Raw genomic sequence first — 24,816 nt, 5'->3', positions numbered from 1 at the left:
GGTCACTGACGCTCACGGCGCCGGCGGCGTAGTGCCGGCATCTGGCAGCTCGGGCGCTTTCTTCTGCTCGCTCTGCTCTTGCTCCTGCTCGCGCTTGACCACTTCCGCAGCCTGTCCGGCCTTGTCATCCTGCCCGGTCGCCAGATAGATCAGAGTCCAGCCGGCGATAGGTTCCACCGACTGGCCCGGGCTGAGCATGCGCAGCCTGCGCTCTGGGGTCAACGCCAGCACAGGAATACGCGTCTTGCCTGCATCCACCTGCCACTGCTCGTAGCTGAAGCCTTCGCTCAAGGTGGTCGCCTTGAAGCGCGCGCCCTGGCTGATCAGACTCGACAGCTTTCGGTAGGTAAAACCTTCCGGCCCGAAGGGCAGCCCCTCGTGATGAGAGGAAATCTGCAGGCGCTCGTTGGCGCCAGCACGCTCATTGCGCACGGTAAAAATGCGGTGCGCGGGGAAATCGCGGCGAAAATGCTGGTTCAACAGTGCATTCCATTCCCTTTCCGGCGTCAGCGTCAGCAAGGTACCCAGCCCGGCCAGGTCCAGTTGACTGTCGACGGTGGCCGACAGTGGATTGCCGCGCAGCGTGCGCAGCCCTTTCATGCGCGCCTGACGGATCGAATCCCAATGCGTATCCACCAGCAGCAGCGGCACTTCAAGCCGTTGCAACACCTCGCCCAGCGCGCGCGAAACCTGATTGGCACCAATGATCAGGATGCCGCGGCGCTCCGGCTCGGTCACTTTCAGCAAGCCGGCGACGGTGCGCGCCGTGGCGCTTTGAAACACCACAGTGCCGATGATCACGGCAAAGGTCAGGGCGCTGATCAGCGCTGCATCTTCATAACCCGCCTGCTCCAGACGCAGGGCAAAAAAGGCAGACACCGCTGCGGCCACAATACCGCGAGGCCCGACCCAGGCCACCATGGCGCGCTCCTGCCAGGTCAGCTCGCTGCCAATACTGCTGATCCAGACAGCCAGGGGCCGAGCAACGAACTGGATCACCAGTAACAGCGCCACCGCCGGCAATCCCAATGCCAGGAGCGCGTCCAGATCCAGCCGCGCTGCCAGCAGGATGAACAGACCGGAGATCAGCAGCACCGACAGGTGCTCCTTGAACACCAGAATCTCCTCGATATCGATGCCCTTGGCATTAGCCAGCCAGATACCCATGATGGTCACAGTCAACAAGCCTGACTCGTGCACCAGGTGATTCGACAGCGAGAACATCACCAGTACCAGCGCCAGCGAGGCCAGCACTTCAAGGTATTCAGGGATCCAGTGCCGCCGCATGGCGGTAGCCATCAAATGGCCCCCGGCGATGCCCGCCAAAGTGCCAATGCCGATGACCTGAACGAAAATGGCCAGACTGGCCAGGAAGGCGTTGTGGCCGGCCGCCTGCGACATGATCCAGCCGTAGACCAACAGCGCCAGCAAGGCGCCGATCGGGTCGATCAGAATGCCCTCCCAGCGCAGCACCTTGGAAATACGGGGGGTCGCGCGCAGGGTACGCAGCATAGGCACCACCACCGTCGGTCCGGTAACCACCACCAGTGCACCAAACAGAGCAGACAACGCCACATCCAGACCTATCAGCCAATAACAGGCAACGCTGATCACCCCCCAGGTCACCAAAGCGCCTACGGTGACCAGGTGACGGACCATGGTGCCGGTTTCTTTCAACTGGTCGAACTTGAGGGTCAGGCTGCCTTCGAACAGGATCAACGCCACGCAGAGCGAAACCACCGGGAACAGCAGATCGCCGAGAAACTCGTCTGGCGAGATCAGTCCCAGCACCGGGCCGAACATGATGCCGCTGAGCAGCAGAAACAGAATGGCCGGCAAGCGCAGGCGCCAGGCCATCAACTGGCAGACCAGGCTGACCAGCGCTATACCCGCCAATGTAAGCGCTGGTGGAATCATGTTGTCCGGGTTGATCAAGCTACCTCCATGTCACAGTCAGACGGAAAAATAAGCTGGCAACGCGCACCGCATTGTCACGCGCCCAGTCAAAGCGGCCGAAGCAGCAAGCACTGCGGCGCGTCATGTTAGCAGCCCGGCGCACCGAGCACAGCGCTAGTTTTGTCCCGACAGCGGCTCGCGACCATGCGGCAGATTCAGGTCCGGGCCGCGCCCGAGGGGAACAATGCGGGTCGGATTGATGGTGTCGTGACTGTAGTAGTAGTGCTGCATGATGTGCTCAAAGTTCACCGTATCGGCCACCCCCGGCCACTGGTACAGCTCACGCAGGTAACCGGACAGGTTGGGGTAATCCTGGACGCGCCGAATATTGCACTTGAAGTGACCGTGGTACACCGGATCAAAACGTACCAGGGTCGTAAACAGGCGCCAGTCCGCCTCGGTCAGTTGACTGCCGGCCAGATACCGACGCGTACTCAGTAGCTCTTCGACCCAATCCAGCGCAGAAAACAACGCCTTGCACGCATCCTCGTAAGCTTGCTGGGTGGTGGCAAAGCCCGCCTTGTATACGCCGTTGTTGATATCCGCGTAGATCCGCTTGTTGATCTGATCGATCTCCGCGCGCAGCGCCTCGGGGTAATAGTCGTCGGTATTGCCGGTGAGCTGATTGAAAGCGGAGTTGAACAGCCGCAGAATTTCGGCCGACTCGTTGTTGACGATGCTCTCGCGGTGCTTGTCCCAGAGCACCGGCACGGTAACCCGGCCGCTATAATCCGGCACGGCATGGGTGTACAGCTGGTGATGATACTGATGGCCGTACAACGGCTCAGCGGGGTCATAGCGCCAGCCCTGCTCCAGCATGTGCGGATGCGTGACCGTAACACCGATGTGATCTTCCAGCTGTTTCAGCTTGCGCATGATCAGTGTGCGATGCGCCCAGGGGCAGGCAAGAGAAACGTAAAGATGATAGCGGCCCGATTCAGGCGGGTGCGCAGAGCCCTGTGCCACCGGTTCGCGAAAACCGGCATCCTCGCGCTTGAAAGCGCCGCCGTTAGACTTGGTGTCATACCATTCGTCGTGCCATTGACCTTCTACCAAACGTCCCATACGCCCGTCCTCTCTCAAGTCTTTGCCTATTAGCCTGCCACTTGATCGGCAGCATGAACAGCGCCCTGAAAAAGCCTGCGGCAATTTCCTCATAAATCGCGTACAATACTCGATCTACATATCCCCCAAGGTTTACTTCCCGTATGTCCGATACCGCTCCGGCGGCCAAGCAGTTTGCCGATCTTGGCTTACCTGCTCCGCTTCTCGAGGCCCTAAACAGCCTCGGATATGAAACACCCTCCCCCATTCAGGCCGAGGCCATCCCTACCCTGCTTGGCGGTGAAGACCTGCTCGGTCTGGCGCAGACCGGCACAGGCAAGACTGCAGCCTTTGCGCTGCCCGTACTCGCAGGCATCGACGTCAGCCTGCGCGCCACTCAGGCGCTGATTCTCACACCCACGCGCGAGTTGGCTCTGCAGGTTGCCGAAGCCTTCCAGCGTTACGCGCAGAATATGCGCGGCTTTTCCGTGCTGGCGCTCTATGGCGGCTCCCCCTTTGCACCGCAGTTCAAGGCACTGGAGCGCGGCGCTCACGTGGTAGTGGCCACCCCTGGCCGTCTTACCGACCATCTGCGTCGCCGCAGCCTGAAACTGCAGGATCTGCGTTTCCTGGTGCTCGATGAAGCCGACGAGATGCTGAAAATGGGCTTTGCCGACGACCTGGAAGCCGTATTCCAGGAAGTCCCCGAGCAGACGCAGAAAGCGCTGTTCTCGGCCACCATGCCGCCTGCGGTGCGCACAGTCGCGCGCAAGCACATGAAAGAGCCCAAGGAAATCCGCCTGCACAGCGGTTCCAGCAGCAGCCTGGATACCATCACCCAGAAGGTATGGGAAGTATCCAACCACCACAAACTGGATGCCATGACCCGTCTGCTCGAAGTCGAGCCGGTGGAAGCCATGATCGTCTTTGTGCGCACCAAGACCGCCAGCCTCGAATTGGCCGAACGCCTCGAAGCACGCGGTTTTGCTGCCGCAGCGCTGAACGGCGACCTTAGCCAGCAGCTGCGTGAGCAGGTGGTAGACCGCATCAAGCGCGGCCTGATCGATATCATCGTCGCAACCGACGTTGCTGCCCGCGGTCTGGACGTGGAACGCATCACCCACGTACTCAACTACGACCTGCCGCACGACAGCGAAAGTTACGTGCACCGTATCGGTCGTACCGGTCGTGCCGGCCGCCAGGGCACTGCGATCCTGTTCGCTACACCGCGTGAGCGCCGTCTGCTGCATGTGCTCGAGAAGGCCACTGGGCAGAAGATCGAGCCGCAGGCTCTGCCCTCTGCCGACGCCGTGCGCAGCGGTCGCCTGAGCAAGCTGGCCACACGCCTGAATGCCGCGCGCGAGAATTCCACCTTGCTGCATCAGCAACTGGTCACCGACCTGCAGGAACTCACCAGCCTTGACGCGACCGAACTGGCCGCTGCACTGCTGGCCATTCTGCCAAGCGCCAAGACCCTGCTGGAGCCGGTTTCCGAGCTGCCCAGCGCACCTGCCCGCCAGGAAAACCAGTTCGACCGCGACAGTGGCCTTACCCGCTACAAGGTCCAGGGCGGCCGCAAGAGCGGGCTGATGCCCAAGCCGCTGGTGGATGTACTGGTCAAGGTTGGCAAGCTGCAGCGCCAGCAGATTGGTCACATCAAGATGTTCCCCGAGCATACCGGGGTCTATCTGCCGCAAATGGATCAGGACGTACTCAATCGTCTGGCCAGCGCCGAAGTCAACGGTGTGCCGCTGCAAATTCGCGCCTGGCCGCTGCCGCCCGGTGAGACCGAAGACCGCCCGGCGCGCAAGCCAAAACGTGACTTTGCCGGCAAGCCTCGCGCAGCCAAACCGCGCAAGGACTGAAGCACCGCGCCATGCAATGGGTCGATATTGGCGTCAACCTGACTGACAGGGCGTTTGCCAAGGATCGCTCCGAGGTACTGGAGCGAGCCTGGCAGGCCGATATCAGTCAGATGCTGCTGACAACCACCTCACTCGAGCACGCACACCAGGTGCTTGAGTGTTGTGCCGAATACCCCCAACGTCTGTTTGCAACGGCCGGGGTGCATCCGCACGAAGCCCGCCACTGGACCGCCGACAGCCGCAAACAGCTGCACCAGCTGTGTAATGAGCCAGCAGTAAAAGCCGTTGGCGAATGCGGTCTTGATTTCAACCGTGACTTCTCTCCCCGCCCGGCACAACTCAAAGCCCTGGAAGCTCAGCTCGCCGTCGCCGTGGAAACCGGCCTGCCGGTGTTCCTGCACGAACGTGAAGCCAGCGATACCCTTCTGCCTCTGTTGCGCGACTACCGCGATCAACTCAGTGGCGCAGTAGTGCATTGCTTCACCGCCGACCAGAAAGCCCTCTATGCCTATCTGGACCTGGATCTGCACATCGGTATCACCGGCTGGATCTGCGATGAACGCCGCGGCAGCCACCTACACCCACTGATGCGCGACATTCCCGCCGGTCGGCTGATGCTGGAAACCGACGCCCCCTGGCTGCTGCCGCGCAGCATGACCAGCAAACCCAAAAGCCGCCGGAACGAGCCCGCCTTCCTGATAGAAGTGGCCCACTGCGTTGCTCAATGCCGAGGAGAATCTCTGGCGCAGCTGGCTGCGCATACCTGCGCCACTGCCAGAGCCCTGTTCAATCTGCCAAACCCGGCGTAATAGGCTATATTGGCCTCATCCCGACAGGCAGCAATACAGGAACACCATGCCGGACCATCCAGGACGGAAGCCTGCCGACAAGTCACATCGCTTGTCCGCCCTCATTACCCTTGCCACCTTGCTTCTCACCGCGATCGCGCTGACGCTGTTTCAGTATCAGCAAATTTCACGCGTCATGCTGACTACCGGCGACGAGCTTTTTGAGCGCTTGAGCCTGCAGGTGGAAACCCAGTTGGAGAACATCTATCAACCGCCCGGTCAGGCACTGAATCTGTTGAGCCTGGGTGCACTGACCGCCACCCGCACGCTCGCACAACGTCTGCCTCACCTCTCGTCGCTGGCACAGATACTGACTGACAACCCACAACTCAACTCGGTCTACAGCGGCTGGCCGGACGGTGACTACCTGATGCTGAGGCCGCTTGACGTCAGCGAGAACCAGCATCGATTCGACGCTCCGCCAGAAGCCCGCTGGATGGCCTGGCATGTGCAAAATACCCAGGGCGAGCGCAGCGTGACCTATCTGTTTCTTGACCAGCAGTTGGGCATCATGGAAGCACGCATGATGAGCGACGACGGCTTCGATCCGCGCCAACGCCCCTGGTATCAGGAAGCCAGCAAGGTTGACGGTCAGATCGTAACCCTGCCCTACGTTTTTTTCTCTACCCATGAATTCGGCACCACACTGGCAAGACGCGCAGCCAACGGCGCCGTGCTGGGTGCAGATTTGACCCTCAGCCAGCTTTCCGAATCGCTGCATGCTCAGCGTTTCACGCCATCCTCACAGCTGCTTATCTATACCGGCGACGGGACCGTGATTGCCTACCAGAATGTGCAGCGCTTGCTGCACACCGCTCAGGGAACCAGCCTTCATCTCAAGCGTTTCAACCAACTTGGCAGCACTTTGCTGGCTACCCTGGCCATGGACGGCTACCGGCAGGAACGCCGCATTACGCGTGAACTGGAGGGCCGGCGCTGGATCATTCAGCAACGTCGCATTGGCATAAGAGGCACACCCGATACCTACCTTGCGGTAATGGTGCCGCAGGACGAACTTCTGACCGAGGCACATCGCATTCGCAGTGAAAGCGTGTGGCTCTCTCTGACGATCTGTCTGGTATTGCTACCGATTTTGTGGTTCGCTGGGCGCTTTCGTCACCGCTCAGGCTGATACTGGCGCCAAGATGACAATTTACTTTAAGTACTTGGCGTAACCGATTATTTAAGTAATTATGCGTTCTACAAGGGAATGAACGAAAACGCTAACGCTTTCAGCCACCTCAATCCCTACGGAGCTGGTCTTCATGCCTACCCGATTCAAACGCGCCCTGCTCTATCTTGTCCCGGTACTGGGGCTACTTTCTCCAGTAACAACCTTCGCTGCCGACAGCGGTACGCTGCCCGCCAAAGTCAGTTCGGCGCTGGCTGCCGCAAAGATTCCGCCCAACGCCCTGTCGCTGGCGGTAATTCCGCTCGAAGGTCAGGGACTGGCGCAGTTTGTCAATGCCGATACCCCGGTCAACCCGGCCTCTACCATGAAGCTGGTGACCACCTATGCCGCCCTGGAAATACTCGGGCCTACCTACCAATGGCGCAGCGATCTATTCGTGGACGGCCCAGTGGTCAACGGCACCTTGCAGGGCGACCTGATCTTTCGCAGCGGTGGTGATCCCAAGCTGACCATCGAACGCATGTGGCTGATGATGCGCGACCTCAAGGCCGCGGGTGTGCGCGATGTTACCGGCGACCTGGTGTTGCAACCGGCGGATATGCGCTTCCCCAGCGATGTACCGCCTTTTGTCGATGACGGCGGCGATCCCAACAAGCCGTTTCTGGTCGAACCTGACCCGCTACTGACCAACCTCAAGCTGTTCGTTCTCAGCAGCTACGGTGAACAGAATGGCGTACGTATCAATCTGGAGCCCAAGCTACCGGAAGTCACCATCAACAATCAGCTGACGCTGTTACCTGCGACCAACTCCTGCCCGCGCCCCAATGTGGCCTACAGCATCGATGATCGGGGCCATCAGGCCACCATCACCCTGACCGGCAGCCTGCACCGCGGCTGCATTGCGCAACGCTACCTGTCGGCCCTGACTGCCACCACCTATACCGCCAGCACCCTGCGCACCCTGTGGCAGGACATGGGCGGCAGCATCCGCGGCGGCACCCGTATCGGTCGCGCGCCAGCCAGCGCTCGGCTGGTTTCACAGAGCGCCTCCCCAGACCTGGTGGAAGTCGTGCGCGACATCAACAAATACAGCAACAACACCATGGCCCGGCAGTTGTTTCTAACGCTGGGGCGAGACCAGCGCAGCGCAGCAGACCGCGACGACCACAAGGCGGCAGTTCGGGTAATCAACCAATGGTTGGCAACCAAAGGCATCTACCCCACCGGCCTGGTACTTGAAAACGGCGCCGGTTTATCCCGCATGGAGCGTCTCACCGCACGGGACATGGCCAAGCTGCTGCAAGCGGCATGGCAAAGCCCGTACCGCGCGGAATTTATCGCGTCCATGCCTCTGGCAGCCATGGACGGCACCATGCGTAACCGCCTGCGTAATACACCAGTAGCCGGCCAGGCCCATGTCAAAACCGGCTCGCTGCGCAACGTCAAGGCAATCGCCGGCATCACCCGTGACAACAACGGTCAGAGTTGGGCGGTAACCGCCATCGTCAACCACGCCACGGCCGGCGTAAGCCGTCAGGCGCTGGATCTGGTGCTGCAGGATGTGTATCGCCGGGGACCGACGGATATTGCCAGTCATGCGCCCTGAGATTCTGTTTCTGTAAAAGAAGGCGCCAGTTCGGCGCCTTTTTTGTCTGGGTAACATGCACAGCCAAAGCGAAAGTGAGTTAAACACCGCAGCTTGAGGCCGGGGAAGCAATGCCCAACTATCGCATCCTAACCCCAGGGTGGGTGGCCGAAGCCACCCACCCTGGCGGAAGAGCCCAGGGCGTTTTCCGCCATGGGAATTCCTTTCAACCCCGGCGGGTGATGCGCCAGGTCTTGTGAATCCGCGTGTTGCGCTGAAAATCCTTGTCCAGCGTCTGCGCCGAAATATCCTCCACCTGATACGCCGCCTCCACCGCCTCGTCCATGCGAAAACGCCGGAAGTTGTTGGAGAAATAAATCACCCCGCCCGGCGCCAGGCGCGCCATGGCCAGCTCGAGCAGGCGCGGGTGGTCGCGCTGTACGTCGAAGATGTCATCCAGCCGCTTGGAGTTGGAGAATGTCGGTGGGTCGATGAAGATCAGGTCGTAGCTTTGCTGCTCCTGCTCCAGCCACTCCATCACATCGGCGCGCTCCAGCTTGTGCAGCTCAGACAGACCATTCAACGACAGGTTGCGCCGCGCCCAGTCAAGGTAGGTTTTCGATAGATCCACACTGGTAGTTGAGCGCGCGCCGCCCGCCGCTGCATGCACACTGGCCGTGGCGGTGTAGCAGAACAGATTGAGAAAACGCTTGCCGCGTGCCTCCTGCGCGATGCGCAGGCGGATCGGCCGGTGATCCAGAAACAGGCCGGTATCCAGGTAGTCCGTCAGGTTGACCAGCAAGCGCACCTGGCCTTCGTGCACGGTCATGAACTCACCGCGTTGCGCCATGCGTTGGTACTGCTGTTTGCCGGTCTGGCGTTGGCGCTGTTTGAGCACCACTTGCGTTTCGGGTATCCCCAGCACCTGCGGAATCGCCGAGAGCACATCCTGCAACCGCGCCTGGGCCTTGTCTTCGTCGATGCTGGCGGGCGCGGCGTACTCCTGCACGTGCACCCAATCGTTGTACACATCGACCGCCACGGAAAACTCGGGCATGTCGGCGTCGTACAGGCGGTAGCACTGAATATCCTGCTGCCGCGCCCATTTTCCCAACAACTTGAGGTTCTTCTTCAGGCGGTTGGCAAACATCTGCGCCGACTCGCTGAGCCGTGCAGTCGCCACAGGTGCTGCGGTCCCCTGCTCCGCCTGTTTCTGGGTTTGCGGTGCCGCAGCCTGGGTGATGAAGCGCTCAGGCGCCAGATCCATCAGCAACAGCTTGCACGGCAAGGCGCCGTTGAACAGGTTGTATTGCTTGTGGCTGCGAATACCCATGCGCTTGCCCAGGTCCTGGTTGCCAGTGAAGATCGCGGCCTGCCATCCCATGCATTGTTCACGCAGCACCTCGCCCAGCTTCTGATACAGATAGACCAGGCTGGCGGTATCGCCCAGACGCTCACCGTAGGGCGGGTTACAGACGATCAAGCCTTGTTGACCGCGATCGGGGTTAGGTGCAAAGGTGGCCAACTCGCCCTGATACACCTTGACCCATTCGGTCACGCCCGCGCGCTGGATGTTGTTGCGCACCGGCTGCAGCAGACGCGGGTCGGCTTCGTAGCCACGAATCCATGCCGGCGGCTTGGCCAGACCCTTTTCAGCGCGATAGCGCGCCTCGTTCAGCAAACGCTCCCACATGGCGGGTATGTGCTTTAGCCAACGACTGAAGCCCCAGCGCTCGCGCTGCAGGTTGGGCGCAACATCGGCAGCCATCAGCGCCGCCTCAACCAGGAAGGTCCCAGAGCCGCACATGGGGTCAGCCAGCGCTGCGCCCTCTTCTGCCAACTTGGGCCAACCGCTGCGAATCAGGATGGCTGCCGCCAGGTTCTCCTTCAGCGGCGCCGCACCCTGCTGCAACCGGTAGCCGCGCTGATGCAGGCTGACGCCCGACAGGTCTAGCGCTACCTGTACTTCGCTGCGGCGGCAGTGCACGTTGATGCGCAGGTCCGGCTGGACCTTTTCCACACTGGGGCGCGTGCCGTCGGCCTGGCGCAGTTGATCGACAATGGCATCCTTCACCTTGAGCGCGCCAAAGTGGGTGTTGTCGATACCGGGCAGGCTGCCGGTAAAGTCGATGGCCAGGCTGCCATCGGAGCGCAGGTGGTCGGCCCAGTCGATCTGCCCAATGCCCTCATACATGTCCTGGGCACTTTCCGCCGGAAAACGGGTGAGTACCATCAGTACTCGGTTAGCCAGCCGCGACCAAAGACAAATGCGGTACGCCAGCTCCATATCGCCCTGCACCTCGATGCCAGTGACGGTTTCGCGGGCAGAATCAGCGCCCAGCGCGAGCACTTCGTCACGCAGCAGACCCTCCACGCCTTTCGGACAGGTAACAAAAAATTCAAGGGTCTCGCGCATGTCTTTGATTTCCGGAACAGGATGACGTTTATATTTCAGGTGCGGCTAAATATCGGCCGCGGTATGCCAAATCGATCTTTGGAGGAGGCACCTCCGGTAGGGTACAACAAGGTATGACTTCATCAGCAACACGGATTCGGCGGCCGGCCTTTACTACATGTTAGCTGGCTTCCCTCTGGTGCAACCAGTCAGTTACTGGTTCGCACATCTTCCCGCACGGCATGTGCCGTCTGGTATGTCATACCCAACGAGGACTCAACCCTATGAGAAGACTCAAGCGTGATCCGATGGAACGAGCGTTTTTGCGCGGTTACCAAAATGGAGTACATGGCAAATCTCAAGACAGTTGCCCTTTCAATAGTGCCAGTGCCAGACAGAATTGGATCAATGGTTGGCGTGAAGGACGCGCGGATCATTGGGCCGGTTACACCGGCATTTCCGGTGTACACCGCTTAAACGAGATGCACGCAGTAGGTTAAGTTTTTCTCTATATTTTTCCCCAAGGCGCTCACCCAGAGCGCCGGGCCTCGCGAAGGCCCACCCGGCCCCCGCTTGCGGGGGCCGCCTATTTCAAGCTCCCGCCATTGTCATTCAGCTGTTACGCGGCAGCGTTGCTATCGCTTCAGCGCATTCCCTGATCAACCCGGGCCCACGGTAAATAAAACCACTGTAGAGCTGCACCAGACTGGCGCCCGCCGCTATCTTGTCGGCAGCATCGGCACCGCTGAAAATCCCACCCACGCCAATGATCGGCATGCGGCCCTTGAGCTCCTGTGCCAAAAGCCGCACCACTTCGGTTGAAGCGTCGGCCAGCGGGGCACCTGACAGGCCGCCGGCTTCCTGCGCGAAAGGCGAATCAGCCACCGCGCTGCGATCCAGTGTGGTGTTGGTCGCGATCACCGCGTCCATGCCTTGCTCCAGCAGCGTGTTCGCGACCAGACTCACCTCTTCGGCCGTCATGTCGGGCGCAATCTTGATTGCTATCGGCACATAACGGCCGTGCTGCTGGCTCAACTCCAACTGGCACGTCTTGATTTGTGCCAGCAGTCGCTTCAGCGCATCACCATACTGCAGCGTGCGCAGGCCGGGGGTATTGGGTGATGACAGGTTGACCGTCACATAGCTGGCGCGGCTGTAGACCTTGCGTAGACAGTAGAGGTAATCGTCCACCGCATTCTCGACCGGGGTGACCGCGTTCTTGCCGATATTGATGCCCAGCACGCCCTGATATTTCACCGCTGCCAGACGTGCAAGCATGGCGTCTACGCCCTGATTGTTGAAACCAAAGCGGTTGATGATGGCCTCGTGCTCGGGCAGACGAAACAGGCGCGGCTTGGGGTTGCCGGGCTGCGGCCTGGGCGTGACTGTTCCCACTTCGATAAAACCGAAGCCCATCGCCGCCATGCCGTCGACGGCCACGGCATTCTTGTCCAGCCCGGCTGCTAGGCCGACCGAATTATCAAAAGTCAGCCCCATGACCTTCACCGGCTGCGGCGGCACACCGCGCGCAAGCTTGCCAGCCAGACCCAGCCGACCCGCGGCGCCGATCATATCCAGCGCCAGATCATGGGAGGTTTCGGCGGGCAGTTTGAACATCAGAGAACGAAGCAGGTCGTACATGAGCGGCGGGCCTGGGCTGTGAAATCAGGTTGCAGAGTATAAAGGGTTCCGCGCCGGGATTCAGCAGCGCTTGCGTCCGACCTGCGGGTCAATCGGCTAGCCGTTCCAGCTTGAGCAGTTTGCCCTCGTCGGTAAAGCTCAGGCGAAAGCTGCCGTATACCCCGGAGTGGGTCAGAAAGGGGCGCAGATGATGCGCCGGCAAACTTACCCGGCGCCCATCACGGCTGAGCATCGAGACCCGCTCGGCGCGTCCCTGGTACCAGGCCAGGTAGCGCTCTGCGGGTAACGCCAGATCGATGATCAGTTGCTGCATGGCTCTCCCTGCGCGTGCAACCGCGCCGCCTGAGCCAGGTCCAGCAGCTCGCGCATGGCCACAGCGACCATGGGGTAGTCTCCCGCTCCGGCGTTCTTCAGCTCGGTGAGCATGGCCTGCCAACGCACCACCATCTGCTGGTTGCGCACCAGCCAGCTCTCCACCAGCTCGGACACCGGCACTGACTCGTCAGCACTTTGCAGTGCCGAAATGGTCATGGTGCGCGCCTGCCAATCCAGATCATCGCGATAGCTTTCGCGCGCCAGGGCCTGCCAATGGTTATCTACCACCAGATTGGAGACCTGCTGATTGAACCAGGGCAACTGCAACTGGCTACCGATGGCAAAGAACACCTGCGCCACCCGTTCCGGACTCTGGCCGGTGGTGTCGGCTGCCTCGACGATACCCAGCAGAGTGTAGGCATGGCCCGTGCCGGCAACTACCCGAGCGATACCTTCGGGTACTGCCGAGTCTGCGTAATGCTGATAACGCTCGTCCCACAGACGTCTGATTTCGCCGTCCAGCAGTTGATCGAAGCGCTCAGACAGTGCCTGCACGCAGGGCGCGAAGTGCGCCACCTCGCGCTCCGGTAGCAGCTCGGTGCGGCGGTTGCGGATAAACCAGCGTGTCGCCCGACGGCCAAGCCGCATCAGTTCTTCCATCAACTCCAGTTGTACATTCGCCGGAATCTGATAATCCAGCCGTTCGATACCGGCAAAATGTTCCGGCAGATGGAACACATCGCGGGCCACCACGTAGGCGCGCGCGATATCGCTCGGTGTTGCGCCAGTGGATTGTTCCAGTCGGCGCAGGAAGGTAATGCCCATGTGGTTGACCAGATCGTTGGCCAATTGCGTGGAGATGATCTCCCGACGCAGGCGGTGCTCGGCCAGTGCCTGGCGATACTTGTTCACCAACACCTGCGGGAACGCCGTTTCCAGTTCGGTGGCGAGATATTCATCCTCGGGTACATCCGAGGCAACCAGCGCTTCTTTCAGGTCGGCCTTGGAATAGGAAATCAACACCGACAGCTCTGCCCGGGTAAGCCCTTTGCCGTGCGCCTTGCGTTCGACTATCTGCTCGTCATCGGGGATGAATTCCAGCGCCCGGTTCAGCTTGCCGCTGCTTTCCATGGCACTGATAAAGCGCTGATACTCGCCCATGGTCTGACCCGCCAGTCGCTGCGCCAGGCTGATTGCCTGGGTCTGCTTGTAGTTGTTGGCCAGCACCAGCTCCGCTACCGCGTCGGTCATGCTGGCCAGCAACTTGTTGCGCTGCTTGGCGGTCATATCCTGACTGGCGACCACTTCGTTAAGCAGAATCTTGATGTTGACCTCGTGGTCGGAGCAATCAACGCCGCCGGCATTGTCGATGAAGTCGGTATTGACCGCACCACCGTTGAGGCAGAACTCGATGCGCCCCAGTTGCGACATGCCGAGGTTGCCACCCTCGCCTACGACCTTGCAGCGCAGGTCACGCCCGTTGACGCGCAACCCGTCGTTGGCCTTGTCGCCCACGTCAGCGTGGGTCTCGATGCTACTCTTCACGTAGGTGCCGATGCCGCCGTTCCAGATCAGATCCACCGGCGCCTTGAGCAACTGATGGATCAGCTCTGTGGGCGTCAGCTTATCAGCCTGAATGTCGAACAGCTCGCGCATCTGCGGCGTCAGCGTGATCTGCTTGAGGCTGCGCTCGAACACCCCGCCACCCTCGGAAATCAGGTTGCTGTCGTAATCGGTCCAGCTCGAGCGCGGCAGATCAAACAGCCGCTGGCGCTCGATAAAGCTACGCTCGGTATCCGGGCTGGGGTCGATAAAAATATGCTGGTGATTGAACGCAGCCACCAACTTGAGCTGACGTGACAACAGCATACCGTTACCAAAGACATCACCCGCCATATCGCCGATGCCCAGCACGCTGATCGGCTCCCGCTGCACGTCCAGGCCGCGTTCGCGAAAATGTCGCTGCACCGAGACCCAGGCACCCTTGGCCGTAATACCCATTTTCTTGTGGTCATAACCTGCCGAGCCGCCGGATGCGAAGGCATCTCCCAGCCAGAAGCCGTAGCGCGCGGCAATACCGTTGGCAATGTCCGAGAAGGTGGCGGTGCCCTTGTCCGCCGCCACCACCAGATAGGGGTCGTCGGCGTCATGCCGGACAACGTTGGCCGGCGGTACCAGCTCGCCCTCTACCAGATTGTCGGTAAGATCAAGCAAACCCTGGATAAATAGCCGGTAGCAGGCGATTGCCTCCTGCTGCACCTCGTCTCTGGTGCCGCCGAGCGGCAGACGGCGCGGCACAAAGCCGCCCTTGGCACCCACCGGTACAATGACTGCATTCTTCACCTGTTGCGCCTTTACCAGGCCCAGCACTTCGGTGCGGTAATCCTCTTCGCGGTCCGACCAGCGCAAACCGCCACGCGCCACTTTGCCGCCACGCAGATGCACACCCTCCACGCGCGGCGAGTAGACGAATATCTCGTACATGGGTCGGGGCAACGGCAGCTCGGGAATTGCCGAAGGGTCGAACTTGAGGCTGAGGTAATCCTTGGCTTCACCGGCCTCATCGGGCTGGTAGAAGTTGGTTCTCAGGGTGGCCTTGATCAGATCCAGATAGCGCCGCAGGATGCGATCCTCGTTCAGCACCGCGACGTTGTCCAGCGCATTCAGGATTGCCTGCTCCAGCTTGTGCTGCATCTCTTCCAGGTCATCGGCAGAGAGCTTGCGGGCCAGGTAGAAACGGGTGCGGAACAGGCGCACCAGCTCGCGCGCGATATCGGCATGGGCAATCAGGGTACTGGCGATATAGGGCAGCTCGAAGCCCAGACGAATCTGCTTGAGGTAGCGGGCATAAGCGCGCAGCAGCGCCACGTCACGCCACGGCAGACTGGCCAGCAGTACCAGACGGTTGAAGGCGTCGTTCTCGGCGTGCCCGGCCCAGATGGCGGTGAAGGCTTCGCGGAACAGGTCGTTGGCTTCCTGAATATCCAGCTTGGCGTTGGCGGCAAAGGTGAATTCGAAGTCATGAATCCAGAAGCCGGGACCGTCGTCCTGCGCAATATGGAACGGAAACTCGCCCAGTACCCGCAGACCCAGATTTTCCAGTACCGGAATCACATCCGAGAGCGGCAGCGGATCGCTCAGATGGTAGAGTTTGCAGTGCAATATGCCGGGTTTCTGTTCCAGCGGCTGGTAGAAGCTCATGGCCAACGGTTGCTCGGCGCTGAGGCTCAGCATGGTCTGCAGGTCGACTACGCCGGTTGCAGGGGTAAAGCGGTCACTGTAACCGGCCGGGAACCCCTCCCCCAGGTGCGCCAGCACGTCGGTAGCGCGCGCCTCGCCCATGCTTTCGAGTAGGCGATCACGAAACTCGTCCTTCCAGTCGCGGCAGGCGCGCACAATTTCCTGTTCGATTTTCACGGGGTCGATGTCCAGCGTCTTGGTGGGGTCTACGCGCAGAATAAATTGCGTGCGGGCCAGGATGGATTCGGAGAAATAGGTCCAGAACTCGCTTTCGGTGGCCTGCAAGCGTTCCATCAGTACCGACTGAATGGTCAGGCGGATGTCGGTGGAATAGATATCGCGAGGGACAAAGGCCAGGCAGTAATAGAAGCGTCCATAGTTGCCGGCACGCAGGAATACCCTGATCTGATTGCGCTCCTGCATCTGCACTATGCTGAGCGCGGTATCGGCCAATTGCTCGGCTGAGGTCTGAAACAGGTCATCGCGTGGCAAGACCTGCAATACCTGCTCCAGCTCTTTGGCCAGATGGCTGCGCGGAATAAAGCCGGCCACCTGACGAACATGCGCGACCTTGCGGCGCAGGTGCGGGATATTGTCTACCAGGTCCGAGTACACCCTTGAGGTATAAAGGCCCATGAAGCGATGCTCCAGGAGCACCTTGCCCTCGGCATCCACCTCGCGCACCGAGACGTAGTCGGGATAGGCCGGGCGATGTACTCGGCTTAAACGCGAGGCCTTGGCGAAAGACAGCAACAAGGGCGCACGCAGATACTCGATCACCTCATCCGGAAGCCCCGCCAGGCTTTCGTCGCGCGGCTCCATGGCCAGTGCGCCCAGGCTCTTGCCTTCGATCAGGCCCAAGCGCTGTTTCGGCAAACCCTGGTTGACCGCAAAGCACTCATAGCCGAGAAAGGTGAAATGGTTGTCCAGCAACCACTCCAGAAAGGCCACGGTTTCTGCACGCTCATCGCTGGAGAAGTAATGCTTGCCGCGCTTTTTCAGCGCGTTGATCAGGTCTTCCACCTGCGCCTGCATCGCCGGAAAGTCACGCACTGTCACCCGCACGTTGCTCAGCGCTTCTTTCAGACCCTCTTGCAGCGCGCGCAGATCGGCGCTGGTAGTGCAGCGATCAATCTCAATATACATGAGTGATTCGGCACGCAGCTCGGCAGCAGCACCGTCGGGCTCGTGCAGCGCCAGCAGGTTGCCCTGTTCATCGCGCGCAGTGGTAAGAATGCTGTTGTGCAAGGTGTGAATGGCGTAGCCCTGGCGCGTCAGCTCCATGCGCACCGAGTCGACCAGAAACGGCAGATCGCGATGCAGAACCTCCACGACAGTGTGGGTGCTCTGCCAGCCATGCTGCTGCGTATCGGGGTTGAACACCCGCAGCTTCACCTCGCCACCTTCAAATTGCTGAACGAAGCGCCAGCTGGAGAGCGTACAGCCCAGCAGATCGTTATCCTGCCGGCTGCTTAGTTCATCCAGAGAGGCAATGCCGTAGAAATAACGACAAAACAAGCGAATGGCATCTCTATCCTTTGCCTGCACAAGCGACTGAAGCCGTTCTTGCAGTGTTTCGATAAAGCTCTGCTTGGTGCTGGCCATGATCAATGCCATTGCTGCCTACCTCCTGGTGGTGCGTCGTGGGTGTGGACTGCCAACCTGCCTTCGCCGGTTCCGCTCGCCCTTGTGGGGCTTGAGCCGGAACGCCAGAAACTAACTTGTCTCAGGCCCTGATTATTCTTTTCTCAGGCGCCCAATTTTTCTTGTCTCAGGCATAGTCTAGACCAAAGGCATTTCGGTAAAGTGACGTACACTGACGCCGGCCCCAACGAACAGGACACGAAAAAATCCAATGACCCATCGGGATTCTCTGCTGCAGCTCAAAGCCTTCCTCGGGCAACACATCTTTGGCCAGGAACATCTGATCGATCGCATGCTGATCAGCCTGCTGGCTGGCGGCCATGTTCTGGTCGAAGGCGCGCCTGGCCTGGCCAAGACCAAGGCCATCAAGGCGCTGTCTGAAGGCATCGAAGCAGACTTCCACCGGATTCAGTTCACCCCCGATCTGCTGCCGGCAGACATCACCGGCACCGAGGTCTATCGACCGGAGACTGCAACCTTCAGCTTCCAGCAGGGGCCGATCTTCCATCATCTGGTACTGGCGGACGAAATCAACCGGGCGCCGGCCAAGGTGCAGTCGGCATTGCTTGAGGCCATGGCCGAGCGCCAGGTCAGTATTGGCCGCGAGACCTACCCCCTGCCAGAACTCTTCATGGTGATGGCGACCCAGAACCCGATCGAGCAGGAAGGCACCTATCCCCTGCCCGAAGCGCAGCTCGACCGCTTTCTCATGCATGTACGCATCGGCTTCCCCGACGCCGCGCTGGAGCGCCAGATACTCCAGCTGGCCCGTGGCGAAGCGCGCGGTGAAGAGCCCGCCATCCGCAGCAAGATCAGCCAGGCCAGCATTCTGGGCGCCCGTCAGGAAGTACTCGAGATGTTCATGGCCGACGCGGTGGAGGAGTACCTGATCCAGCTGATCATGGCTACCCGCCGCGCCGAGCAGTACAACCCGCAACTGGCGGAATGGCTAACCATGGGCGCAAGCCCGCGCGGCACCATTGCCCTGGACCGCTGCGCGCGGGCCCACGCCTGGTTGGCGGGGCGCGACTTTGTCAGCCCGGAGGATGTACAGGCCATAGTGCACGATGTGTTGCGTCATCGCATCATGCTCAGCTTCGAGGCCGAAGCGGCCGGCATTGATACCGATCAGGCGATCAACCTGCTGATTGATTCGGTCCCGGTGGTCTGATCCATGTCCGTCGGTCTGGACCCTGCCATCTACACCAGCCTCGATGCGCTGCTTGCCACCCGCCGGCACTGCCATGAATTGCCGCTGTTCAGCCGGCCGGTACGCAGCGGGCGGCAAAGCGGGCAGCAGAGCTCGCGCCTGCGCGGACGTGGGGTCGACTTTGATCAGGTGCGCGCCTATCAACCGGGTGACGACATCCGCAACATCGACTGGCGGGTAACCGCGCGCACCCAGAAAGTACATACCAAGGTTTTCAACGAGGAACGCGAGCGGCCGGTATTCGTCATCGGCGAACAGAGCCCCCGCCTGTTTCTGGGCAGCCAGCGCTGCTTCAAATCGGTGTTGGCGGCCGAGACCTGCGCCCTGATCGCCTGGACCGCGCTATCGCATCATGATCGGGTGGGCGGCATGGTCTTTGGCCCCGGCGTGTGCCACGAGGTCCGGCCCAGGCGCGACCGCAAGGCGTTGCTGCAATTGCTGCAGCTGCTGCTCAAAGCCAACCAGCAACTGGCCCCGGGGCAGCAACCGGAGCCCGAAGATGACACCGAGCCGCTGAATCTGGCGCTGCGCCACAGCCGCGAAATCATTCGTCCCGGCAGCATTCTCTATCTCATCTGTGACCACAGCGCCATCGACGGTCTCAATCAGAGCCTGCTGGTGCCTCTGGCCGGGCACAACGACCTGGTACTGCTGCCGGTGTTCGACCCGCTCGATACCAGCCTGCCGCTATTCGGTCCGCTGGATTTCATCCAGGGCGACGAACGCCTGACTCTGGATACCCTGCAAGCGGGGGTACGCGAGACTTACGCCGCGCAGTTCATTCAACAGCAGCAGAACTGGCTGCGCCTGGCGCGCCGACTACGCTGCAGCCTGATTCCGCTGGATACCCGCTTTGCCGCACACGAACAACTGCATGACACCCTGACCGGCCATCCGCGCGGAGGCGTGCGGTGAGCAGCCCTTTGCAGGATGCGCTGATCCAGCCGGCCCCTCCGCCGCCAATTCCCTGGTGGCCCCCGGCGTCCGGCTGGATTGCGCTGGCCGTGATTCTGGTACTGCTGCTGATTGCGATCCCGCTGTTCTGGCTGGCCTTGCGCCGCCGTCAGCGGCGCCGCCAGCGTGCGCAACGCATCATTTGGGAAGTGCCGGATCAACTGCCCGACCAAGCCTGGCTGGCCGCGCTCAACACCCAGTTGAAACGGCAACTGAAAAGCCGTGGTGAACTGCACGCCACCCGACTATTCGGCTCCGCCTGGGTGGACTATCTCTGCCAGAGCTACCCACATCCGCAGGCCAAAGTATTGCAACCTTTGGGCAAGGGGCTCTACGAGCCAGGCGAACCCCTGAGTTCGCTGGAACGGCTCGCTCTGCAGCGTGAGCTGCTGCGCTGGATCCGGCACAACCATGTTTGAAATTTACTGGCCCGCCGCTTTTGCCTTGCTGCCCTTACCCTGGCTGCTACGTTGGCTGTTGCCCGCGGCCGGCCGGCCGGCGAGTGCCCTGCACATCAGTTTCATGCGGCGCCTGCACCAACTGGAACCGGCAGCCGGGCCGCAAGCACGGCGCGGAACCCGCTGGCCCTGGCTGCTGATCTGGTTGCTACTGGTCTGCGCAGTCAGTCGGCCGCAATTGTTGGGCGCCCCGCTCGCACCCAGCATCAGCGGGCGCGACATGATGATCGCAGTAGACCTCTCTGCCAGCATGGAAATCCGCGATATGCAGTTGCAGGATCAGCCGCTGGATCGTTTGGGCCTGGTAAAACACTGGCTGGGCGCCTTTATCGAGCGACGTCGCGGCGATCGCCTGGGTTTGATCCTGTTTGGCAGCAAAGCTTATGTACAGGCCCCCCTGACCTACGATCTCGACAGCGTGGCGCAGTGGCTGAACGAATCCTTTATCGGGCTGACCGGGCGCGACACCGCTATCGGTGACGCTATTGGTCTGGGCATCAAGCGGCTGATCCAGCAACCGGCTTCCAGCCGTGTGCTACTGCTGATTACCGATGGCGCCAACACCGCCGGCGAGATCGCGCCCATTCAGGCTGCGCAACTCGCAGCCGAACAGGGCATCCGGATATTCACCATTGGCGTGGGCGCAGACAGCCAGCAACACGAAGGCCTTTTGGGCTTGTTGAACGGCGAGGTCGACCCTTCCATTGATCTGGATGAGACCACCCTGCGCGAGGTAGCCGAGATTACCGGCGGCACTTACTTCCGCGCGCGCGACAGCGCCAGCCTGGAGGCCATCTACGCCCAGCTGGATGAGCTGGAGCCGAGTCTGCGGGCGGGCCGACCGAGTCATGAAAGTATCCCGCTCTATCCCTGGCCGTTGGGCGCCGCCTGGCTCCTCAGTCTGGGCATGGCTGTGCAGCAGGCAAGGAGACAGCTGCATGTCGCCTGAGCTGCTGCCATTCGGTTTTACCCGTCCCTGGTGGCTGCTGGCGGTGCTGCCTAGCCTGTTACTGTGCTGGTATCTCTACCGGCACATGAAGAAATACTCTGGCTGGGAAGCGTTGCTGCCTGCCAATCTGCGCCAGGTGCTGCTGCAGCAGCAAAGCGGGCGACGCTATGCCGGGCGCTACCTGTTGCTGGCGCTCTGCTGGATACTGGCATTACTGACCCTCGCCGGCCCCGCCTGGGAATCCAGTGACCGTGTTGAACGCAGCGACCAGGCCGCATTGGTGGTGGTATTGCAGGTGTCGCGCAGCATGCTCTCCACCGACCTTGCACCCAACCGGCTGGAGCAGGGTCGCCGCAAGATAGAGGACATCATGCGCGCCTTTCCCGAGCGGCGAATCGGCCTGATCGCTTACGCTGGCAGCGCCCACCTGGTGGCTCCACTCACCCGCGATCACGACACCCTGAAAAATCTGCTGGGCGTGCTACACCCCGATATCATGCCGGCGCGTGGGCAGCAGGCCGATCAGGCGTTGATCCTGGCCTATCAGTTGCTGCGAGATTTGCCGCCGGACAGCGCGCAGGTCCTGCTGCTGACCAATGGCCTGGATGACACCGAGCAGCGCCTGGCCGACGCCAGCGCAGAGCAATTGGGCGAGCGTCTGCAGGTGCTAGGCATCGGCACCGCCGATGGCGCCCCGGTGCCCCTGGCCGAGGGCGGCTTCATGCGCGATGAGCAGGGTCGCATCCTGTTGCCGCGCCTGGACGAGAGCGCGCTCAGCCATTTTGCCCGGCGCCACGGCGGCAACTACGCCCATCTGAGCGTGGACGACAACGACATCCAGTATCTGCTGGCAGGCGTTGCCAGCGACGAGCAGAGTCTGCAGACACAGCAGCGTCAATGGCTGGACCAGGGCCATTGGTTGCTGTTATTGCTGGTGCCGCTGGCGGCGTTTGGCGCCCGGCGCGGCTGGCTCGGGTTACTGCTTATCGCGCTCTGGCTACCCCCTCCCGCTTCCGCAATGGATTGGCAGGACCTGTGGCAACGTCCGGACCAGCAAGCCGCCAGGCTGCTTGCCGAAGGCGATCCGGCAGCCGCCGCAGCGCGTTTTGAAAACGCCCCCTGGCGCGCCTGGTCCCTGCTGCAAGCTGGCGATTATGCCGCCGCCAGTCAGGCCTATGGGGCGCTGGCGAGCGCCACCCCAGACAACGCCGAATACCACTTTGCCCAGGGCACCGCGCTGGCGCTGGACGGCCAGTATCAACCCGCACTTGATGCCTTCGAGCAAACCTTGATTCGGGCGCCGGAACACACTGCCGCGCGCCACAATCGCCGTCGGGTAGAGGCCTACCTGGCTGAACTCGAGAAGCAGCGCGATGAGGACGATACGCAGACGAGTGCCAAAGGCGACAGCGATGCCGGTGCAGCAACCACCGCTGACGCCGATAGCACCGAGCCGGCGACCACCGCCGACAGTCAGCACAACGAGGCCATCCAGGCCATTCAGCCGCCTGTAAGCGAAACCCAGCAAAGCGCCAATGCCACCCCCCAGACGGTAGCGGCCGGCACAAATGAAGACGGCGATGCCGCCGAGACAGACGCCGCAGCGCCTCAGGGCAGCCTGAATACGCCAGCCGAAAGCCAGGAGTCGCCGGCCGAAGACCTGCTCGACAGCCCGCCAACCGCAGGCAGCGGTAGCGCAACTTCGATTGCCAGACGCTACAATGCCGAGCAACAACAAGCCCTGCAACAATGGCTGCGCAGCATCCCCGACAACCCGTCGGAGCTACTGCGCCGCAAGTTTCTCTACCAACACCTGCAACAACCCGATGGACGTCCCCGATGATGCGACTGCTGTACACGCTTTGCCTGCTCATGCTCAGCGGCCTTTGCCAGGCTGCGATGCAGGCCAGTGTCGACCGCACCCAGTTGATTGAGGGGGAAAGTCTCGAACTGACCCTGGAAAGCAACGCTGGCAGCAAATACGGGCCACCCGACTTCACTCCTCTGCAGGAACACTTCGAGGTCAGGCAAAGCCATCAGCTCAGCCTGCTCAGCGAACTCGAAGGGCGTAAACAATGGGTCAACCGCTGGGTTGTAGCCTTAGAGCCCAAGCGCACCGGCTTCGTGATCATACCGCCGCTATTTCTGGGGCCCGACAGCAGCGAGCCCATCACCTTGCGCGTGCTTACCGCCCAACAGGCCGAGGACGACGAAGCCGGCACCCTGGCACCCATTTTCATCGACAGCGAGGTGGACACCGAAACGCCCTACGTCCAGGCGCAGGTGCTACTGACCCTGCGCATCTACCATTCTGTCTCTCTGTACGATGATTCCGACCTCAGCGGGCTGGATATCTCCAATACCCGAATCGAACGCCTTGGCGCCCCGCGCAACTACGAACGTACTATCAACGGCGTGCTGCACGGCGTAATCGAAGTGCGTTATGCCATTTTTCCGCAGCAGAGCGGCGAGCTGGATATTCCCTCACAGCTGTTCAGCGCAACTGTCCAGCTACCTCGTAATCCCGCTGACCCGGCGAGTCCGCACAGCGCGCGAATGGTCCAGTTGCGCTCGCCAAGCCTGCAGCTGCAGGTAAGGCCTGTCCCCGCCGACTATCCCCCCGATGCGCTCTGGCTACCGGCCAAACAGGTACGCCTGAGCCAGAACTGGCAACCCGACCCGGACCAGGATCTGCTGCGCGGTGAACCCCTGACCCGCACCCTCTCCATCCAGGCAGATGGTCTGACCGCCAGCCAACTGCCGGAGCTGGGCCGCTTGAGCGATCAGCAGGCTGACGAACTGCGCCAGTACAACGATCAACCGCAGCTGGAAAACCAGCTTTCGGTCAACGGCATACTTGGCCTGCGTCAGGAAAGCTCCGCACTGGTAGCCCGTAGCCCCGGACAGCTGACGGTGCCGGCGGTGAGCGTACCCTGGTGGAACACCACTACCGACAGCCTGGAAGAGGCCAGCCTGGCTGCGGTCAAGCTGAATATTCTCGGCAGCCAGGCAGCCAGCAACGGCAACAACGGCAACGAACGAATCCGCAACGATCTGCCTGCCCCCCTGGTCTGGCCCTGGCAACTGGCATGCGCCCTGCTGCTCGCTGCCCTGGCTGCGACTGTCTACCGGCTGCGCCAGTTGCGCACGCAGTTGCACAGCCAGGATGAATTGCACGAGGACGTCAGCCATCTTGATACCGACGCCCAGGGCAATCCGCTGGCCGACCTGCAAGTTGCCTGTCGTCAGAACCATCCGGCCGAAGCACGCAAGGCCCTGGAACACTGGGCCAAGCAGCAGGAAAGCGACCTGATCGCGCTCAGCCAGCAATATCCGACGCTGGCCGATGCCCTGGACGACCTCAACACCTGCCTGTTTGGTCAGAACGACAACGCCTGGCGTGGCAAGCCGCTGTGGCGTGCGGTGCGGCAGGTTACGCAGTCGCGGCAGCGGGAGGCTGCCGAGGCGAGTGAGGGGGGAATGCAGCCGTTATATCCGGATGTTTAGGTGTTTCCGAATCCAGCAACCTCGGATGACAAGCGTCAGCAACAGTATTCCGTGCGCTGCTCATTGGCGCTTT

The 24,816-nt window shown here is 61.2% G+C and carries 17 protein-coding genes; 11 read left to right on the top strand and 6 right to left on the bottom strand.

From position 1 onward, the window contains the following. Positions 1-12 precede the first annotated feature (12 nt). Positions 13-1,917, bottom strand: coding sequence for a cation:proton antiporter (locus V7756_RS08625; RefSeq protein WP_335609811.1), 1,905 nt, complete (start codon positions 1,915-1,917; stop codon positions 13-15). A gap of 153 nt (positions 1,918-2,070) precedes the next feature. Next, the gene (locus V7756_RS08620) at positions 2,071-3,021 is read right to left on the bottom strand and encodes a glutathione S-transferase family protein (RefSeq protein WP_335609747.1); all 951 of its coding nucleotides are present in this window, start codon (positions 3,019-3,021) and stop codon (positions 2,071-2,073) included. A gap of 143 nt (positions 3,022-3,164) precedes the next feature. Between V7756_RS08620 and V7756_RS08615 the strand changes: the two genes are divergently transcribed. The 4 genes from V7756_RS08615 to dacB all read left to right on the top strand — a co-directional run bounded on the left by V7756_RS08615 (position 3,165) and on the right by dacB (position 8,451). Beyond that, the gene (locus V7756_RS08615) at positions 3,165-4,865 is read left to right on the top strand and encodes a DEAD/DEAH box helicase (RefSeq protein ID WP_335609746.1); all 1,701 of its coding nucleotides are present in this window, start codon (positions 3,165-3,167) and stop codon (positions 4,863-4,865) included. A gap of 11 nt (positions 4,866-4,876) precedes the next feature. Then, positions 4,877-5,674 (top strand): TatD family hydrolase, encoded by a 798-nt coding sequence (locus tag V7756_RS08610; protein ID WP_335609745.1) that lies wholly within the window; start codon positions 4,877-4,879, stop codon positions 5,672-5,674. Between the two features lie 91 nt (positions 5,675-5,765). Continuing rightward, complete coding sequence (locus tag V7756_RS08605) at positions 5,766-6,845, top strand: PDC sensor domain-containing protein (protein ID WP_335609744.1); 1,080 nt, start codon at positions 5,766-5,768, stop codon at positions 6,843-6,845. A 133-nt stretch (positions 6,846-6,978) separates the two neighbouring features. Next, on the top strand, positions 6,979-8,451 hold the full coding sequence (dacB, locus tag V7756_RS08600; protein WP_335609743.1) for a D-alanyl-D-alanine carboxypeptidase/D-alanyl-D-alanine endopeptidase: 1,473 nt from the start codon (positions 6,979-6,981) through the stop codon (positions 8,449-8,451). 205 nt (positions 8,452-8,656) lie between these two features. Here dacB and rlmKL read toward each other — a convergent pair whose 3' ends face one another. Further along, the gene (gene rlmKL, locus V7756_RS08595; protein ID WP_335609742.1) at positions 8,657-10,846 is read right to left on the bottom strand and encodes a bifunctional 23S rRNA (guanine(2069)-N(7))-methyltransferase RlmK/23S rRNA (guanine(2445)-N(2))-methyltransferase RlmL; all 2,190 of its coding nucleotides are present in this window, start codon (positions 10,844-10,846) and stop codon (positions 8,657-8,659) included. 263 nt (positions 10,847-11,109) lie between these two features. Here rlmKL and rmf point away from each other — a divergent pair, with 263 nt between their 5' ends. Beyond that, the gene (gene rmf, locus V7756_RS08590; protein WP_092284106.1) at positions 11,110-11,325 is read left to right on the top strand and encodes a ribosome modulation factor; all 216 of its coding nucleotides are present in this window, start codon (positions 11,110-11,112) and stop codon (positions 11,323-11,325) included. A 112-nt stretch (positions 11,326-11,437) separates the two neighbouring features. Here rmf and V7756_RS08585 read toward each other — a convergent pair whose 3' ends face one another. The 3 genes from V7756_RS08585 to V7756_RS08575 all read right to left on the bottom strand — a co-directional run bounded on the left by V7756_RS08585 (position 11,438) and on the right by V7756_RS08575 (position 17,638). Then, the gene (locus tag V7756_RS08585) at positions 11,438-12,466 is read right to left on the bottom strand and encodes a quinone-dependent dihydroorotate dehydrogenase (protein WP_335609741.1); all 1,029 of its coding nucleotides are present in this window, start codon (positions 12,464-12,466) and stop codon (positions 11,438-11,440) included. An 88-nt stretch (positions 12,467-12,554) separates the two neighbouring features. Further along, positions 12,555-12,779, bottom strand: a complete 225-nt coding sequence (locus tag V7756_RS08580; RefSeq protein WP_335609740.1) for a DUF2835 domain-containing protein — start codon at positions 12,777-12,779, stop codon at positions 12,555-12,557. Continuing rightward, entirely contained in the window at positions 12,767-17,638 is a 4,872-nt protein-coding gene (locus V7756_RS08575; RefSeq protein ID WP_335609739.1) for an NAD-glutamate dehydrogenase, read from the bottom strand. Before V7756_RS08575 ends, V7756_RS08580 begins: the two co-directional genes overlap by 13 nt. Positions 17,639-17,876: 238 nt before the next feature. Between V7756_RS08575 and V7756_RS08570 the strand changes: the two genes are divergently transcribed. From V7756_RS08570 to V7756_RS08545, 6 genes are read left to right on the top strand one after another with little or no spacing between them, the layout of a single operon-like run. Next, entirely contained in the window at positions 17,877-18,836 is a 960-nt protein-coding gene (locus tag V7756_RS08570; RefSeq protein ID WP_335609738.1) for an AAA family ATPase, read from the top strand. Positions 18,837-18,839: 3 nt separating this feature from the next. Beyond that, entirely contained in the window at positions 18,840-19,790 is a 951-nt protein-coding gene (locus tag V7756_RS08565) for a DUF58 domain-containing protein (protein ID WP_335609737.1), read from the top strand. Beyond that, positions 19,787-20,248: a DUF4381 family protein gene (locus V7756_RS08560; RefSeq protein ID WP_335609736.1), complete on the top strand. Its 462-nt coding sequence runs from the start codon at positions 19,787-19,789 to the stop codon at positions 20,246-20,248. The genes V7756_RS08565 and V7756_RS08560 overlap by 4 nt, the downstream gene beginning before the upstream one ends. Then, positions 20,241-21,236 (top strand): vWA domain-containing protein, encoded by a 996-nt coding sequence (locus V7756_RS08555; protein WP_335609735.1) that lies wholly within the window; start codon positions 20,241-20,243, stop codon positions 21,234-21,236. The genes V7756_RS08560 and V7756_RS08555 overlap by 8 nt, the downstream gene beginning before the upstream one ends. After that, positions 21,226-23,079 carry a VWA domain-containing protein gene (locus V7756_RS08550; RefSeq protein WP_335609734.1) on the top strand — a complete coding sequence of 618 codons (1,854 nt, stop codon included), beginning with the start codon at positions 21,226-21,228 and terminating at the stop codon, positions 23,077-23,079. Before V7756_RS08555 ends, V7756_RS08550 begins: the two co-directional genes overlap by 11 nt. Further along, positions 23,076-24,743: a BatD family protein gene (locus V7756_RS08545; protein ID WP_335609733.1), complete on the top strand. Its 1,668-nt coding sequence runs from the start codon at positions 23,076-23,078 to the stop codon at positions 24,741-24,743. The genes V7756_RS08550 and V7756_RS08545 overlap by 4 nt, the downstream gene beginning before the upstream one ends. Positions 24,744-24,816 lie beyond the last annotated feature (73 nt).

The organism is Halopseudomonas sp. (assembly GCF_036961105.1).
Taxonomy (GTDB): domain Bacteria; phylum Pseudomonadota; class Gammaproteobacteria; order Pseudomonadales; family Pseudomonadaceae; genus Halopseudomonas.
This window is presented reverse-complemented; position numbering and strand designations above follow the sequence as displayed.

Excerpts from the sequence above, each read along its gene's own strand:
- V7756_RS08615 (WP_335609746.1), top strand. The coding sequence starts at position 3,165 with ATGTCCGATACCGCTCCGGCGGCCAAGCAGTTTGCCGATCTTGGCTTA.
- dacB (WP_335609743.1), top strand. The coding sequence starts at position 6,979 with ATGCCTACCCGATTCAAACGCGCCCTGCTCTATCTTGTCCCGGTACTG.
- V7756_RS08545 (WP_335609733.1), top strand. The coding sequence starts at position 23,076 with ATGATGCGACTGCTGTACACGCTTTGCCTGCTCATGCTCAGCGGCCTT.
- V7756_RS08620 (WP_335609747.1), bottom strand. The coding sequence starts at position 3,021 with ATGGGACGTTTGGTAGAAGGTCAATGGCACGACGAATGGTATGACACC.
- V7756_RS08610 (WP_335609745.1), top strand. The coding sequence starts at position 4,877 with ATGCAATGGGTCGATATTGGCGTCAACCTGACTGACAGGGCGTTTGCC.
- V7756_RS08585 (WP_335609741.1), bottom strand. The coding sequence starts at position 12,466 with ATGTACGACCTGCTTCGTTCTCTGATGTTCAAACTGCCCGCCGAAACC.
- V7756_RS08575 (WP_335609739.1), bottom strand. The coding sequence starts at position 17,638 with ATGGCATTGATCATGGCCAGCACCAAGCAGAGCTTTATCGAAACACTG.
- V7756_RS08565 (WP_335609737.1), top strand. The coding sequence starts at position 18,840 with ATGTCCGTCGGTCTGGACCCTGCCATCTACACCAGCCTCGATGCGCTG.
- V7756_RS08570 (WP_335609738.1), top strand. The coding sequence starts at position 17,877 with ATGACCCATCGGGATTCTCTGCTGCAGCTCAAAGCCTTCCTCGGGCAA.
- V7756_RS08580 (WP_335609740.1), bottom strand. The coding sequence starts at position 12,779 with ATGCAGCAACTGATCATCGATCTGGCGTTACCCGCAGAGCGCTACCTG.
- V7756_RS08555 (WP_335609735.1), top strand. The coding sequence starts at position 20,241 with ATGTTTGAAATTTACTGGCCCGCCGCTTTTGCCTTGCTGCCCTTACCC.
- rlmKL (WP_335609742.1), bottom strand. The coding sequence starts at position 10,846 with ATGCGCGAGACCCTTGAATTTTTTGTTACCTGTCCGAAAGGCGTGGAG.
- rmf (WP_092284106.1), top strand. The coding sequence starts at position 11,110 with ATGAGAAGACTCAAGCGTGATCCGATGGAACGAGCGTTTTTGCGCGGT.
- V7756_RS08625 (WP_335609811.1), bottom strand. The coding sequence starts at position 1,917 with ATGATTCCACCAGCGCTTACATTGGCGGGTATAGCGCTGGTCAGCCTG.
- V7756_RS08550 (WP_335609734.1), top strand. The coding sequence starts at position 21,226 with ATGTCGCCTGAGCTGCTGCCATTCGGTTTTACCCGTCCCTGGTGGCTG.